At 66.4% G+C, this 13,161-nt stretch carries 15 protein-coding genes; 10 read left to right on the top strand and 5 right to left on the bottom strand.

All coding sequences use genetic code 11. The features are described 5' to 3' along the window. The first annotated feature begins 8 nt into the window (after positions 1 to 8). Genes FHS47_RS09260 through FHS47_RS09240 form a run of 5 tightly spaced genes read left to right on the top strand, consistent with a single transcriptional unit; the run spans position 9 to position 3,852 of the window. A complete protein-coding gene (locus FHS47_RS09260; protein ID WP_167026028.1) occupies positions 9 to 827 on the top strand; it encodes a MalM family protein in 819 nt (272 codons plus the stop codon). A gap of 6 nt (positions 828 to 833) precedes the next feature. Further along, the gene (locus FHS47_RS09255; protein WP_167026025.1) at positions 834 to 1,166 is read left to right on the top strand and encodes a hypothetical protein; all 333 of its coding nucleotides are present in this window, start codon (positions 834 to 836) and stop codon (positions 1,164 to 1,166) included. A 29-nt stretch (positions 1,167 to 1,195) separates the two neighbouring features. Next, positions 1,196 to 1,984 carry an SDR family oxidoreductase gene (locus FHS47_RS09250; RefSeq protein WP_167026022.1) on the top strand — a complete coding sequence of 263 codons (789 nt, stop codon included), beginning with the start codon at positions 1,196 to 1,198 and terminating at the stop codon, positions 1,982 to 1,984. Positions 1,985 to 1,991: 7 nt separating this feature from the next. Next, positions 1,992 to 3,443: an aldehyde dehydrogenase gene (locus FHS47_RS09245; RefSeq protein WP_167026019.1), complete on the top strand. Its 1,452-nt coding sequence runs from the start codon at positions 1,992 to 1,994 to the stop codon at positions 3,441 to 3,443. Then, complete coding sequence (locus tag FHS47_RS09240; protein WP_167026016.1) at positions 3,433 to 3,852, top strand: RidA family protein; 420 nt, start codon at positions 3,433 to 3,435, stop codon at positions 3,850 to 3,852. The genes FHS47_RS09245 and FHS47_RS09240 overlap by 11 nt, the downstream gene beginning before the upstream one ends. Positions 3,853 to 4,010: 158 nt before the next feature. Here FHS47_RS09240 and hutG read toward each other — a convergent pair whose 3' ends face one another. Continuing rightward, a complete protein-coding gene (gene hutG, locus FHS47_RS09235) occupies positions 4,011 to 4,802 on the bottom strand; it encodes an N-formylglutamate deformylase (protein ID WP_167026013.1) in 792 nt (263 codons plus the stop codon). Between the two features lie 16 nt (positions 4,803 to 4,818). Beyond that, on the bottom strand, positions 4,819 to 6,180 hold the full coding sequence (gorA, locus tag FHS47_RS09230) for a glutathione-disulfide reductase (RefSeq protein ID WP_167026010.1): 1,362 nt from the start codon (positions 6,178 to 6,180) through the stop codon (positions 4,819 to 4,821). 148 nt (positions 6,181 to 6,328) lie between these two features. Between gorA and FHS47_RS09225 the strand changes: the two genes are divergently transcribed. Then, positions 6,329 to 6,733, top strand: a complete 405-nt coding sequence (locus FHS47_RS09225) for a globin (RefSeq protein ID WP_167026007.1) — start codon at positions 6,329 to 6,331, stop codon at positions 6,731 to 6,733. A gap of 44 nt (positions 6,734 to 6,777) precedes the next feature. Here FHS47_RS09225 and FHS47_RS09220 read toward each other — a convergent pair whose 3' ends face one another. Next, positions 6,778 to 8,037 (bottom strand): FAD-dependent oxidoreductase, encoded by a 1,260-nt coding sequence (locus tag FHS47_RS09220; RefSeq protein WP_167026004.1) that lies wholly within the window; start codon positions 8,035 to 8,037, stop codon positions 6,778 to 6,780. 113 nt (positions 8,038 to 8,150) lie between these two features. Between FHS47_RS09220 and FHS47_RS09215 the strand changes: the two genes are divergently transcribed. The 4 genes from FHS47_RS09215 (at position 8,151) to FHS47_RS09200 (ending at position 10,488) form a co-directional block, all read left to right on the top strand. Continuing rightward, positions 8,151 to 8,723: a C40 family peptidase gene (locus tag FHS47_RS09215; protein ID WP_167026001.1), complete on the top strand. Its 573-nt coding sequence runs from the start codon at positions 8,151 to 8,153 to the stop codon at positions 8,721 to 8,723. A 30-nt stretch (positions 8,724 to 8,753) separates the two neighbouring features. Next, positions 8,754 to 9,206 carry an organic hydroperoxide resistance protein gene (locus FHS47_RS09210; RefSeq protein ID WP_193569736.1) on the top strand — a complete coding sequence of 151 codons (453 nt, stop codon included), beginning with the start codon at positions 8,754 to 8,756 and terminating at the stop codon, positions 9,204 to 9,206. A gap of 134 nt (positions 9,207 to 9,340) precedes the next feature. Further along, positions 9,341 to 10,045 (top strand): DUF4386 domain-containing protein, encoded by a 705-nt coding sequence (locus FHS47_RS09205; RefSeq protein ID WP_167025998.1) that lies wholly within the window; start codon positions 9,341 to 9,343, stop codon positions 10,043 to 10,045. Further along, complete coding sequence (locus FHS47_RS09200; RefSeq protein ID WP_167025995.1) at positions 10,042 to 10,488, top strand: DUF6326 family protein; 447 nt, start codon at positions 10,042 to 10,044, stop codon at positions 10,486 to 10,488. Before FHS47_RS09205 ends, FHS47_RS09200 begins: the two co-directional genes overlap by 4 nt. Before the next feature lie 789 nt (positions 10,489 to 11,277). Here the strand turns inward: FHS47_RS09200 and FHS47_RS09195 are convergent. Both FHS47_RS09195 and FHS47_RS09190 read right to left on the bottom strand, forming a co-directional pair. Beyond that, the gene (locus FHS47_RS09195; protein ID WP_167025992.1) at positions 11,278 to 11,766 is read right to left on the bottom strand and encodes a peptidylprolyl isomerase; all 489 of its coding nucleotides are present in this window, start codon (positions 11,764 to 11,766) and stop codon (positions 11,278 to 11,280) included. A 31-nt stretch (positions 11,767 to 11,797) separates the two neighbouring features. Next, on the bottom strand, positions 11,798 to 13,054 hold the full coding sequence (locus FHS47_RS09190) for an MFS transporter (protein ID WP_167025989.1): 1,257 nt from the start codon (positions 13,052 to 13,054) through the stop codon (positions 11,798 to 11,800). Between the last annotated feature and the right edge of the window lie 107 nt (positions 13,055 to 13,161).

The raw sequence follows: 13,161 nt of genomic DNA, 5'->3' as shown, positions 1-13,161 counted from the left end.
ACAAGATCATGATGCCCCCTTCCCTGCTCCGTCCGCTGCTCCTCGCCCTCGCCCTCGTGGCGCTGGGTGCCTGCCGCTCCATCGTGCCGCCGAACCTCCGCCCGCCGGAGAACCCGACGAACACGATCGATATCGCGCGGAAGGCGCTGGACGAGGCGAATCCCTGCTGCGGCAGCTTCGCCGACCTGTCCTACCAGGACATGCTGCCTTGGCAGCCGCAGCGGTTCGAACTGAACAAGGACAGCCCGGTCGCCAGCCTCAACGGCGACCGCAGCTACTTCCTCGCGTTCCGCCTGCCGCAGGGCGCACAGTTGCCATACACCATCGCGATGAAGTCGGAGCTCAACGGGCGCTGGCTGAGTTCCAGTTACCTGTTCGCGCCGACGGTGGTGCTGCTCGACGACGCCTTCCAGCCGCTGCACTCGGAAGACATCCAGCTGTGCGAGTACATCGGCTGGACGAGCGAGACCACCGGCGCCTTCGGCAAGTTCAAGGTGGTGGACGACAAGGCCCGCTACCTCGTGGTGTATTCGTCCGCGCAGCAGCAGAAGAGCCAGACCTACTGGGAGCAGTCGCCCACCACCTTCTCGGCCGAGGCGCCGGTGAAGATGAACCCCGCCGGCAGCTTCAAGATCGCCCATGGTCCGGACGGCGTGCTGTTTGTCGGCATGCAGAACGACACCTACAAGAAGGCCATCAACAACGCGGTCTGCTCCAAAGCCCAGCAGGGCAACGGCGTCATCTCCACCATTCGCAGTGTGGTCACCACCGACATCCTTGGCGAAGATCCGGAGAAGCGCAGCAAAGACAAAGAAAAGGGCAGCTGATCCGTCATGCAGACCGCCGTCTACCTCTATCTCCTGCTCCTACTCGGCGCGGTCGCCTTCTTCCTTCTGCACTTCGTGGCCCAGTGGCGCTTCACCGCGTTGCTGAGGAAGCGCTACCCGGACCACTGGAAGACCATCGTCGAGGCCGACACCGGCCGGCCTAACGGCATGGCGAACTGGCTGCGGATGCGCCGGGTGCTTCGCTCCGATGCACCGGCTTTGTTCGACGACGACGAACTGAACCGCTGGCAGCGCGTGTGGCGCCTGGCGCCGTGGCTCGCCTGGCCGTGCTGGTTTGCCGCAATGGCGATACAGTGGTGGGCGATGAAACAGGGCTGAGCCCGTCCACCCCTTGAAGGGAGCGCCGCATGGATCTTCGTCTCACCGGTCGCCACGCCCTGGTCTGCGGTGCCTCGCAAGGACTGGGCCGTGCCACGGCCTTCGAACTGGCCGAACTCGGCGCCAGCCTCACGCTGCTCTCCCGCTCCGCCGACGCGCTCGCCGCGCTCGCCGCCGAACTTCCGGCCAACCAGGCCGGGCAGAAACATCGCCACGTGGCCGTGGACATGCTCGACACCGAGGCGCTTGCCGCCACCATTGCCGACATCGTCGGCGACCGGGCCGTGCACGTGCTGGTGAACAACAGCGGCGGGCCGCCGCCCGGCCCGGTGTGGAACGCCGAGCCCGAGGCCTTCCTCATCGCGTACCGCCAGCATGTCGTCGCCGCCCAAGTGCTGGCCCACGCCTGCCTGCCGGGCATGCGCGAGGCGCGCTACGGGCGCATCGTGAACATCGTCTCCACGTCGGTGAAGGAACCGATCCCCAACCTCGGCGTGTCCAACACCACACGCGCCGCCATGGCGGGATGGGCCAAGACGCTCGCCAGCGAAGTCGCGGCCGATGGCATCACCGTGAACAACGTCCTGCCCGGCTACACGCGCACGCCTCGCCTCGAGGCCCTGGTGGAATCCAGCGTCAAGGCAGGACGTACCCGGGAGGAAGTGGAAAAGGGACTTCTCGCGAGCGTGCCCGCGGCGCGCTTCGCCGAACCGGCCGAGGTGGCGGCTATGGTGGCCTTCCTTGCAAGCCCCGCGGCCGGATACGTCAACGGCACCAGCATCGCCGTCGACGGCGGCCGCACACGCGCGCTGAATTGAGGCGGCCATGCTTGTCCTTGCCAACCTGATCGACGGACGGCCGTGCGCGCCGCTTGGCGGTAACTATCTCGACGTGATCGACCCGGCGACAGGCCAGGCCTTTGCGCACTGCCCCGATTCCGGGCCCGACGACGTGGCGGCCGCTGTCGTGGCAGCCAGCCGCGCCGCTCCGGCGTGGTCGCGCCTTTCCGCCGAAGGACGCGCTCGCTGCCTGCGACGCTTGGCCGACGCCATCGAGGCCCGCCTGGAATCGTTCGCCGACGCGGAATCGCAGGACAGCGGCAAGCCGCTGGCCCTGGCCCGCTCGCTCGACATTCCGCGCGCCGTCGCCAACCTGCGTTTCTTCGCCGCCGCCGCAAGCCAATGGAGCGGCGAATCGCACGCGATGGAACACGGCGCCATCAACTACACACTGCGCCTTCCGCTCGGCGTGGTGGGTTGCATCAGCCCCTGGAACCTGCCGCTCTACCTCTTCACCTGGAAGATCGCGCCGGCGCTCGCCGCCGGCAACGCCGTGGTCGCCAAGCCGTCCGAAATCACGCCCTATACCGCCTGGCTGCTCGGTACGCTGGTCGAGGAAGCCGGCTTTCCGCCCGGCGTGCTCAACATCGTGCACGGCACCGGCCCCGCCGTCGGCGAAGCGATCGTCACCCACGAGGCGGTCAAGGCCATCTCCTTCACCGGCAGCACGCGCACGGGCGTGGCCATCGCATCCGCCGCGGCGCCGCGCCTCAAGAAGGTGTCCCTGGAGCTCGGCGGCAAGAATCCCGCGATCGTCTTCGACGATTTCGATTTCGCCGAGTCGTCCATGGCGACCATCGTGCGCTCGGGCTTCGCCAACCAGGGCGAAATCTGCCTTTGTGGCTCACGCCTGCTCGTGCAGCGGTCGATCTACGAGCGCTTTCGCGATGACTACTTGCGGCGCGTACGCGCGCTGCGCGTGGGCGATCCGCGCGACGACGGCAACCAGCTTGGCGCGCTTGTCTCGAAGGCGCACTTCGAAAAGGTGACCGGCTGCATCGAACGGGCCCGCGCCGAAGGCGGCACCGTGCTCACCGGCGGCAGCCGGGTCGATGTCGGCGGCCGGTGCGCCGGGGGATGGTTCATCGAGCCCACCGTCATCGAGGGCCTGGCACCCGACACAGCGACGAACCAGGAAGAGATCTTCGGGCCCGTCGTCACCCTCATCCCCTTCGACAGTGAAGAAGACGCCCTCGCGATCGCCAACGGCACGCCGTACGGTCTGGCGGCTTCCGTCTGGACGCGCGATGTCTCCCGCGCGCATCGTTTCGCCGCCAGGCTCGACTTCGGCATCGTCTGGGTCAACTGCTGGATGCTGCGCGACCTGCGCACGCCATTCGGCGGCACCAAGCAATCCGGCGTGGGCCGCGAAGGCGGTTTCGAAGCCATGCGTTTCTTCACCGAAGCCAGGAACATCTGCATCGACCATGGCCAATGACATCATCCGCGCCGACGGCGCGCCTGCCCCGGTGGGGGCTTATCCCCATGCGCGACGTGTGGGCCAGCTGCTGTTCCTCTCCGGCATCGGGCCCCGCGAGCCGGCCACCAACGCCATTCCCGGCAACGTCATGGACGTGGATGGCAACCTGCTTTCCTACGACATCGAGGCGCAATGCCGCCAGGTGTTCGCCAACGTGCGCACGGTGCTGGAAGCCAGCGGCGCGCGCTTCGAAGATCTGGTGGACGTCACCGTCTACCTCACCGATATCGCCCACGATTTCGCGGCGTACAACCGCCTGTATGCGGAAGCGTTCGCTGGCGTCGATGCATGCCGCACCACGGTTGAGGTAAATGCCCTGCCGACGCCGATCGCCATCGAGCTGAAGTGCGTGGCGGCGCTGGGTTAACGGACCGACATGGTGGGAGCCGCTTCAGCGGCGATCCCGCGGCAGCGGGCAGGCTTGGCGCGAGCACCCATCGCCGCTGAAGCGGCTCCCACACAAAGCCTGCGGCTTGCCAGGTTGAACTCCCTCGCCGCTATAGCGGCTCGTACCTAGCCAGCGAGTCACGGCGTAGCCGCATGCTCCAAACACGCCTTCAGCATGTCGCCGATGAGAAGCTGTACGTTGGCCGCCTTCGCGGGCAGGTACTCGAATGAATCCTCGTCCATGTAGTTGAGCTGCGAGAGTTCGAGTTGCACGGCGTCGACGCCCTGCTCCGGCTGGCCGTAGTGGCGCGTGATGTAACCACCCTTGAAGCGGCCGTTCACCGCATGCGTGTAGTCGGTCTGGCGCTCCAGCAAGGCGGCGAGCTTCGCCTGCAACGCCGGCGAGCAGCTTGCCCCGTCGGCGGTACCGATGTTGAAGTCCGGCAGCCGGCCGTCGAACAGCATGGGAACGTGGCTGCGGATGGAATGGCCTTCCCACAGCACCACACGCCCGAAGGCCTTGCGCAGTCGGTTGAGCTCGTCGGCAAGGGCGCGGTGGTAGGGCTTCCACCAGCGTTTCACCCGCTCCGCGATTTCCTCGGCGTCGGGCTCGGCGCCGGGGCGGTAGATGGGGTCGCCGCTGAAAAGGATGGTCGGCACCAGGCCGGTTTCGCTCCTGCCGGGGTACAGCGCGTGACCGTCGGCCGGCCGGTTCAGGTCCACCACGTAGCGCGAGGCGAAGGGCTTGATGACGCTGGCGCCCATGTCCCGGGCGAAATCGTAAAGCTCGGCCACGTGCCAATCGGTATCGGGCGACCGGCGTGCCGGACGCTTCATGCGGGCGGCCAGTTCGTCGGGAATGGCGCTGCCGTTGTGCGGAAGGCTGATCAGTAGCGGCGCCGTGCCGCGATGCAGGGTATACGGGCTCATGCCTTCAGTGTACCGCTCAACCGGGCACCCGATCTCCCATCAGCACCATCTCTTCCGACACCGTGGGATGGATGGCCAGCGTGGCGTCCAGGTCGGCCTTGGTCGCGCCCATCTTGATCGCCACGGCAAAGCCCTGGAGGATCTCGTCCACGCCGGGTCCCAGCATCTGCATGCCCACGATGCGGGAGTCGTCGCCCACGCAGATCAGCTTGAACAGCGTGGTCATCGGCCGGTGGGCCAGCGCGAGCTGCATGGGAATGAACGACTGCTTGTACAGGTGCACTGCAGCCCCGTAGCGCTCGCGCGCCTGCTGCTCCGACATGCCGACGGTGCCCAGCGGCGGGTGCGAGAACACCACGCTGGGAATGTTTTCGTAGTCGAGCCTGGCATCCGGCTTGCCGCCGAACAGCCGGTCGGCCAGCTTCCGCCCCGCCGCCACCGCCACGGGCGTGAGTTGCATGCGCGGCGTCACGTCGCCCACGGCATACACCCCCGGCACGTTGGTGTTCTGGTAGTCGTCGATCTCCACGTGGCCATGCTCGCCGGTGCGCAGACCGATGCGCCCGACATCCAGCGACGCGGTGTTCGAGTCGCGGCCGACCGCGAAGATCAGAACGTCATAGGGCCCCGGCCGCGAGCCGCTGTCGCAGTCGAGCAGAAGCACGCCGTCCTTCTCGTGCGCGGCCTCGATCTGGCAGCCGTAGTGGATGACGATGCCGTGCTTCTGCATCTCTTCGCCAAGGACCACGGCCATCTCTTCGTCGAAACCGCCCATCAGGCGACCGCGCACATACATGTCCACGTCGCATCCGAGGGCGCGCAGCACCCCGGCCAGCTCGACGGCGATGTAGCCGCCGCCGACGATCGCCGCGCGGCGTGGGCAGGCGCGCAGGTCGAAGAATTCGTCGGAGGTGATGCCGAGTTCGAACCCCGGCTTGTTCAGCCGGCGCGGCGAGGAACCCGTGGCGATGACGACGTGCGGCGCGGTCAGTACGCGGGTGCCGGCCTGAATGCGATCCGGCGCGAGGAAGCGGCCGACTTCGCGAACGAGGGTGATGTGCCCCGTGTCGAGGGTTTGCGCATACTTCCCGCGGATGCGCTGGATATATTCGTCGCGGCGTTCGATGAAGCGCGGCCAGTCGAGGCTGCCCGGCTTGTCATGGAAGCCGTAGTCGACCGCGATGTACTGCGCTTCGGCCATTTGCGCCGCGTACCACATCGCCTTTTTCGGCACGCAACCCACGTTGACGCACGTGCCGCCCAGTTCGTTCGGCTCCAGCAACGCGACCTTCGCACCATGTTTCGAGGCCCGGATCGCCGCGGCCAGGCCGCCCGAGCCGCCGCCGATAACGATGAGGTCGAAGGTTTCCGCGGTCATGCGTGGGTTCCTTGGCGTGAAAGCCGCCACCGTAGCAGAACGCCACGGTGTCACGCCTGCGCGCGATAGCTTCGGAGAAATTGATCACGCGCAAGGGACAGCCGGGTACTCCCGGCTACGCTGGTCGCTTTCGTCGAGGGGGTCCACCATGTCCACCGGCTACAACGACCTGCATACGAGCTACGGCCGCTGCCTGCGCTCGCGCGGTTTCATTGAGCGCTTCTACGAAATCCTTCTCGCCCGCGACCCGCAGATCCCGCCGCTTTTCGAAAAAACCGACTTCCAGAAACAGCACATGGCCCTCCGTCGCGGCATCAGCCTGGCGATTTCATGGGCCGCGGGAGACGGCATGGCGCAGCGCCCTGTCGAAGAAATGATTCGCGTCCACGCACGCATGGGCCGGGCGCCGGTGCCTCCCGCTTTCCACGACCATTGGCTGGAGAGCCTTTTGCAGGCAGTGCGTGAGCGCGACGATCAGTTCACGCCCGAGTTGGAGGCGCGCTGGCGCGAAGCCATGGGCAAGGTCACGCATGCGTTTGCCGTCGCGTTCTGACGATCGCCGCGCGGCTCGGGCACGGAGCGACAACGCCTGATGCGTCACAGGGCGAAACGGCCCGGCGCGAATGGCGTGGGATCGATGGCGGGCATGGCACCCGTCAGCAGGTCGGCGAGCAATTCGCCCGTGGCCGCCGACATGCTGATGCCGAGCATGCCGTGTGCCGTCGCATAGGCAAGATTCGGCCAGCGTGTACTTGTTCCGATGATCGGCACTTCGTCCACGCTCATCGGCCGCCAGCCCCACCAAGGCACGACCTCGCCCTGGCCCTCCGGCTCATGCAGGTACGCCGCGGCGCCGCGGCGCAAGGCATCGATGCGCACGTCGTTGAGCCCGGCCTCGAAGCCCGAGAATTCCATCGTGCTGCCGAGCCGATACCCGGACTGCCAAGGCGTGACGCACACGGCGGCCTCGCGCAGCACCAGCGAATGGTGGGGTGCACGCAACGGCGGCCGCTCCCATGTAAGCGAATAACCCTTGCCCGGCTGCATCGGCAGACGGATGTCGAGCAGGCGGCCCACCAGCGGCGACCACGCACCCAGCGCCATCACCACACGCTCTCCGCCGAAGACGCCGCCGGTGGTGCGCACGTGGGAAATCCGGGTGCCGTCGAACACGAACTCGTCCACGCGCGCGCCGGTTTCGATCGCGCCACCCCGTTCCCGCACGCGCCGCGCCAGCTCGGCCACGTAACGGTCGGGTCGCAAGCGCGCGTCGCCCGGGTGCAATAACGCACCGGCCACGCCTTCGCGCAAGGCCGGCTCCAGCGCCAGCGCCGCATCGCCGTCGAGTTCGCCCACCTCCATGCCGAGCCGCCGCAGCAGATCGACATGGGGGCGATCCGCGAGCAGCGTCCGGGCGTCGCGATACACGTAGAGCTCACCCGTCGATTCGAATTCGCAGTCCAGCCCTTCATCGGCGACAAGGTCGTCGAGCAAGGCGCGCGACCGCGCGAGGATCGCCCCTCGCGCCTCGCCGGCGCGTTCGAAATCGCGCCAGTTGCATCGCCGGGCGAAGCCCAGCAACCAGCGCGCCCTCGCCGCGTCGGGCCGGGGGTTCACGTAGAGCGGTGCGTCCCGCCGCAGCAGCGAGCGCAAGGCCACGCCCACCATGCCCGGCATGGTCAGCGGTGCGGCGTGACTCGGTGTGACGGTGCCGCAATTGCCGTGCGAACTCCCGCTACCCGGAAGTCCTTGTTCCAGCACGCGAACGCTGGCGCCTCTTTTCAGCAGATAGAGCGCACAGGCTAGCCCTATCACACCCCCGCCGAGGATCAGCACGTCGCTTTGGGATCGGTCCATTTGCCCATTCTAGCGCCCCATACGGCAGATGAATTCGTGCGCTTTAGCAGGTATTCCGTGCAACTTGTTGATTTGATACTCTCGTTGCCGCCTGAGATGGACAGGACCACGCCATGATTCCAGCCCCGTACCGCCCCAGCCTCCGCAGCGTCGCCGGCGTAGCGACCGTGACGGTGCTGGCGATGTTCCTTGCCGCGTGTGGCGGCGCGCCGCACAAGCCCTCGTCGTCGCAGCGCCGCAATCCGGCCTCGGCGGTGCCCGTGGCAAAGAACTTGAACTGGTCGATGGCCCCCGCGGCCGCGCCGCCGGCCGACGCGGCGAACGACGTGCTGTTCCGCGCCATCGGCCTCGTCGGCACGCCTTATCGCTGGGGCGGCAACACGCCACAGGGCGGCTTCGATTGCAGCGGCCTCATCAATTACATCTACATGACGTCCACCGGCCTGCGCCTGCCGCGCACCTCCGCCGAGATGGCCGCCCTCGACAAACCGAAGGTTCGGGAAAACGAACTCGCCAGTGGCGACCTTGTGTTCTTCGGCCGAGGCCATATCACCCACGTAGGCGTTTACGTCGGTAAGGGTCGTTTCGTGCATGCACCCAACTCGGGCGGCACGGTACGCTTGGACGACCTCGAAGGTGCCTACTGGAAAGAGAACTTCGCCTATGGCCGGCGGGTTCTCAACTGATCCCCTCCCCCTGATTCAAGGACATCCGAAATGAGCAACATCTCGAAGCTGCAGAAGGTCCTCTACACCGCGCACGCGAAAGTCGCGGGCGGGCGCGAAGGCCACGGCGAGACCGACGACGGCCAGGTCAAGGTCGATCTTCGCCTGCCGAAGGAAATGGGCGGCAACGGCGGCGGCACGAACCCCGAGCAGCTTTTCGCCATCGGTTACGCTGCCTGCTTCGAGGGCGCGGTGCGTTTCGTGGCCGGCCAGGAAAAGGTCAAGGTCGACGGCGCGTCGGTCGCCAGCAGCGTGAGCATCGGCCCGCGCGAGGATTCCGGCTTCGGCATCCGCGCGAAGCTGGAAGTGTCCCTCCCGGGTGTGGACGCCGAAAAGGCCAAGCACATCGTCCAAACCGCGCACGAGAAGGTCTGCCCCTACTCGCACGCTACCCGCGGCAATATCGACCTCGAAATCACGGTGAACGGCGAATCGGTCGTCTGACACCGGTCGCTCCCGCGTGACAAGGAACGGCGCCTACGGGCGCCGTTCTTTTTGATCCCGGCAAGACTTCCGGCAGGGGCAGCCGGTCGCAATAAAGCGCATGGTGCGGCCAACGCCGTCACGGAGCCGCTGCCATGGACACCCTGCACCGCCAGGCACGCCTGACGGGCTTCCTCTACATCCTGCTGGCATTGCTGGCGCCGCTGCGGCTTATCTACATCCCCACGAAACTTTTCGTGGCAGGCAACGCCGACGCGACGGCAGCGAACGTGCTGGCACACGAGACCCTCTTCCGCTGGGGCATCGTTGCCGACCTCTGCGCCGGAACCGTCCTGGTCTTCGTCGTCCTCGCGCTGTATCGGCTGCTTCGAACAGTCGGCCGCCCCCTGGCCATCGTGATGGTGATCCTCGGCGGCGTATTGCCTGCGACCATCTACTACCTCAACACCGTGAACGACGCAGCGGCGCTTCTCCTCATGAAGGGCGCGCCTTATCTGGGTGTGTTCGACGAGGCCCAACGCAAAGCGCTCGCCTTGCTCTTCCTGCGCCTGCATGGGCAGGTGGTGGTCGCCGCGGAGATGCTGTGGGGTCTTTGGTTGATACCGCTCGCGATCCTGGTTTTCCGCTCGAGCTTCCTGCCACGCTTCTTCGGCCTGTGGCTGGCACTGAATGGCCTTGCCTATATCGTGCAAAGCATCGCCGGTTTCATCGCGCCGGACTCCCTCGACGGCCTGGGCGCTCTTTTCATGGTGCTGCAGCTGGGCGAGGTCGCCTTCATGCTGTGGATGCTGCTCTTCGGTGCCCGACGCCATTTATTCCACAAGGAGACCCCGGCATGACGATGCTCGAAGACGCGAAGGTACCGCTCCGCATAAAGCTGGCGGGATTATGGACGTCGCTGATGTTCTGTTACGTCTACGGCGACTTCTTCGGACTCTTCGCGCCGGGCCGCCTGCAGGACATGATGGCAGGCAACTTCGGTCCGCTGGGACCCACGACACCGGGCATCCTGGTCGGCGTGAGCGTGATGCTCGCCGTCCCCGCCCTGATGATTGCCGCTTCGCTGATCCTGCCCGTGGCCGCGTGCCGCTGGGCGAACATCCTGGCAGGCGTGGCGTACACCATCATCATGTTGCTGACGATGCAGGGCGCACTTCCGTTCTATGTAACGCTTGGCGTCATCGAGGTCCTGCTGACCGCTGCCGTCGTGGTCTATGCATGGCGATGGCCGCGGGCAACGGTCCGTAACCAGAACACGTCCGCAGTTCCTGAAAACGCATAACGAACCAAGAAAAAGGTTCATCGCGGAAGTCCGGGGATGTATACCGCATGCACATGGATCGGTTCATTCGCCAAGGCGAATGCATGTGGCCAGCGGCTGGCGCCGCCGTTGTTCGGACGGTAGGGCCAGAGCCTTCGGTGCCCACCCTCGCTGCTCAGACAGGTCCTCCGCGTTCGGAAAGGTGGGCCGCTTGCGCGGCCCGTTTACCTATCTGGCCTTCGGCCGCTCTCTTGTGCGGAACTCGCCTCGAGGGTGGACACCGAAGACTCTCCCGATCCATGAGGTAGCGTGCCCGGAGAGCCGGCACGGCAGAAGCAGTCGCTATTCGCAGTACAGCAATGCGTCGCCTCGCTCGCCGGCGGTCAAGCCATTCGTGACGCCGGGCTGCCTCTTGTCGGGCATCTTTCGCCTGAAGCAGCGCTTGCAGGCCACCGTCTCGGACGCCTGCAGCTCTCCCGTCACGTGCCCGCACCGCCCGGGAGGGTCCTTGGTGTCCACCCTCGAGGCGAGTTCCGCACAAGTGAGCGGCCGCAGGCCGATAAGCACATGGGCCGCGCCAGCGGCCTTCCGATACGAACGCGGAGGACCTGTCTGAGCAGCGAGGGTGGGCACCAAGGGCCCAGGCGAAGCGCTACGATGCATAGCGCTTTGGCGACTCCGAACTCGTGGGCGCCGGGGCGAGCTCGCGGGAACCACGGCCGTCGACCCGAGCCATCTGTGCCCCCGGTAATCCGCGATGAACCAAAAAAAGCGCCCGAAGGCGCTTTTTCGATTCGCGACCAACGGCGCTCAGTGCGCGCCGTCGCCGTTCGGGTGGGCGTGGCCGTGGGCGACTTCTTCTTCCGACGCGTCGCGCACCGTCTGCACGTCGATGTGGAAGTTCAGGGTCTTGCCGGCCATCGGGTGGTTGAGGTCGATGTCGACCACGCTGGAACCCACCTTCTGCACCACGACGACGCGGCTGCCGCCTTCCTTCAGCGAAAGGACGGTGGTGTCGCCGGCCTTCAGGCCCTTGCCCTGCTGCGGGAAGTACTTCTTCGGCACGCGCTGGGTCATGCCTTCCTGGCGCTGGCCGTAGCCCTGTTCCGGGGCGATCTCGACGTCGAATACGTCGCCCACCGACTTGCCCTCGAGGCCGGCTTCCAGGCCGGGAATCAGCTGGCCGTGGCCGAGCAGGATCCACAGCGGCTCGCCGCCATCCATCGAGCTTTCGACCTTCTCGCCGTCCACGGTGAGCGAGTAATGGAACGAGACGACCTTGCCCTTGCCAGCCTGCATGTTGGTTTCTACCGAAGGAAAACGAGGGATTTTAGCCGCGGCCGGCCCCGCCGTCACCCGGCGCCCGTTCGCGGCCGAAGCCGACGCCGCGGGCCTCGGGCCCGAGCCAGGTAAGCAGGGCCAGCAGCACCGCCACGGCGGCGATCCAGGTGGACATGGCGAAGGCGAAATCGCCGCCCCGCCGCTCGGCCAGCCAGGTCTGCGCGGTGGCGGTGATGGCCGCCAGGAGGTTGCCCATCTGATAGGCGAAGCCCGGCAACGTGCCGCGCACGGCATCGGGCGCCAGCTCGTTGAGGTGCGTGGGGACGACGCCCCAGGCGCCCTGCACCATCACCTGGATGAAGAACGCGCCCAGGCCCAGCAGCAACAGCGAGCCGCCGTAGGTCCATAGCGGGATCACCGGAATGGCCAGAAGCGCCGCGATGATGATGGCCTTCCGCCGGCCGATCTTCTCGGACAGCGAACCGAAGGCCAGGCCGCCCGCCAGCGCGCCGAGATTGAGCAGCGCCGTGAGCATGAACGCGGTGCCCGAGCCCGCGGGAATCTTCAGCTGGGTCTGGATGAAGGTGGGATACATGTCCTGCGACCCATGGCTGAACATGTTGAACGCGGCCATCAGCAGCATGAGGTACACAAAGAGCTTCCAGTAACCGCGCATGGAAACGAACACGCTTTCGCGCGCGTGCTGGCGGCGACCTTCCCACACCGGCGATTCGGGCACCGTGCGCCGGATGTACAGCACCAGCAACGCAGGCAGCGCGCCGACCACGAACAGGCCGCGCCATCCGATCGCGTCCACCAGCAGCCAGTTGACCAGCGCAGCGAGGAAGAAGCCGCACGGATAGCCGCTCTGCAAAAGGCCGGAGACGAAACCGCGCGATTTCGCGGGGATCGATTCCATCGCCAGCGACGCACCGATGCCCCATTCGCCGCCCATGGCGATGCCGAACAGGAAACGCAGGCCGAGCAGCACGCCCAGACTCGGCGCGAAGGCGCATGCGAGTTCCAGGAGGGAAAACAGGACGATGTCGACCATGAGCACGGGCCGGCGACCGTAACGGTCGGCCAGGCGTCCGAAGACCAGCGCACCGATCGGGCGGGCCGCCAGCGTCAGGAACAGGCCATAAGTGACGTCCTGCTTTGGCACGCCGAATTCATGCGCCACGGCGAGGATCACGAAGGTGAGGAGGAAATAATCGAAGGCGTCCAGCGTCCAGCCCAGGAAGCTGGCCAGGACCGTATGCCGCTGCGTGTGATCCAGTTCGCGCAGCGCTGCGGGAAGCGGCATGAGAATTTCCTCATCAATCGGGCGGCGCCGAGGCTAGCACAGCGCTACTATCCGACGTGCGCCTCACGGCGCCACGACAAGGCCTCGTTACACTGGCCATCTCACGA

The organism is Luteibacter sp. SG786 (genome assembly GCF_011759605.1).
Classification (GTDB): Bacteria; Pseudomonadota; Gammaproteobacteria; order Xanthomonadales; family Rhodanobacteraceae; genus Luteibacter.
Note: the sequence above shows the minus strand (reverse complement) of the source record. Positions and strands in the feature narration are given on the sequence as shown.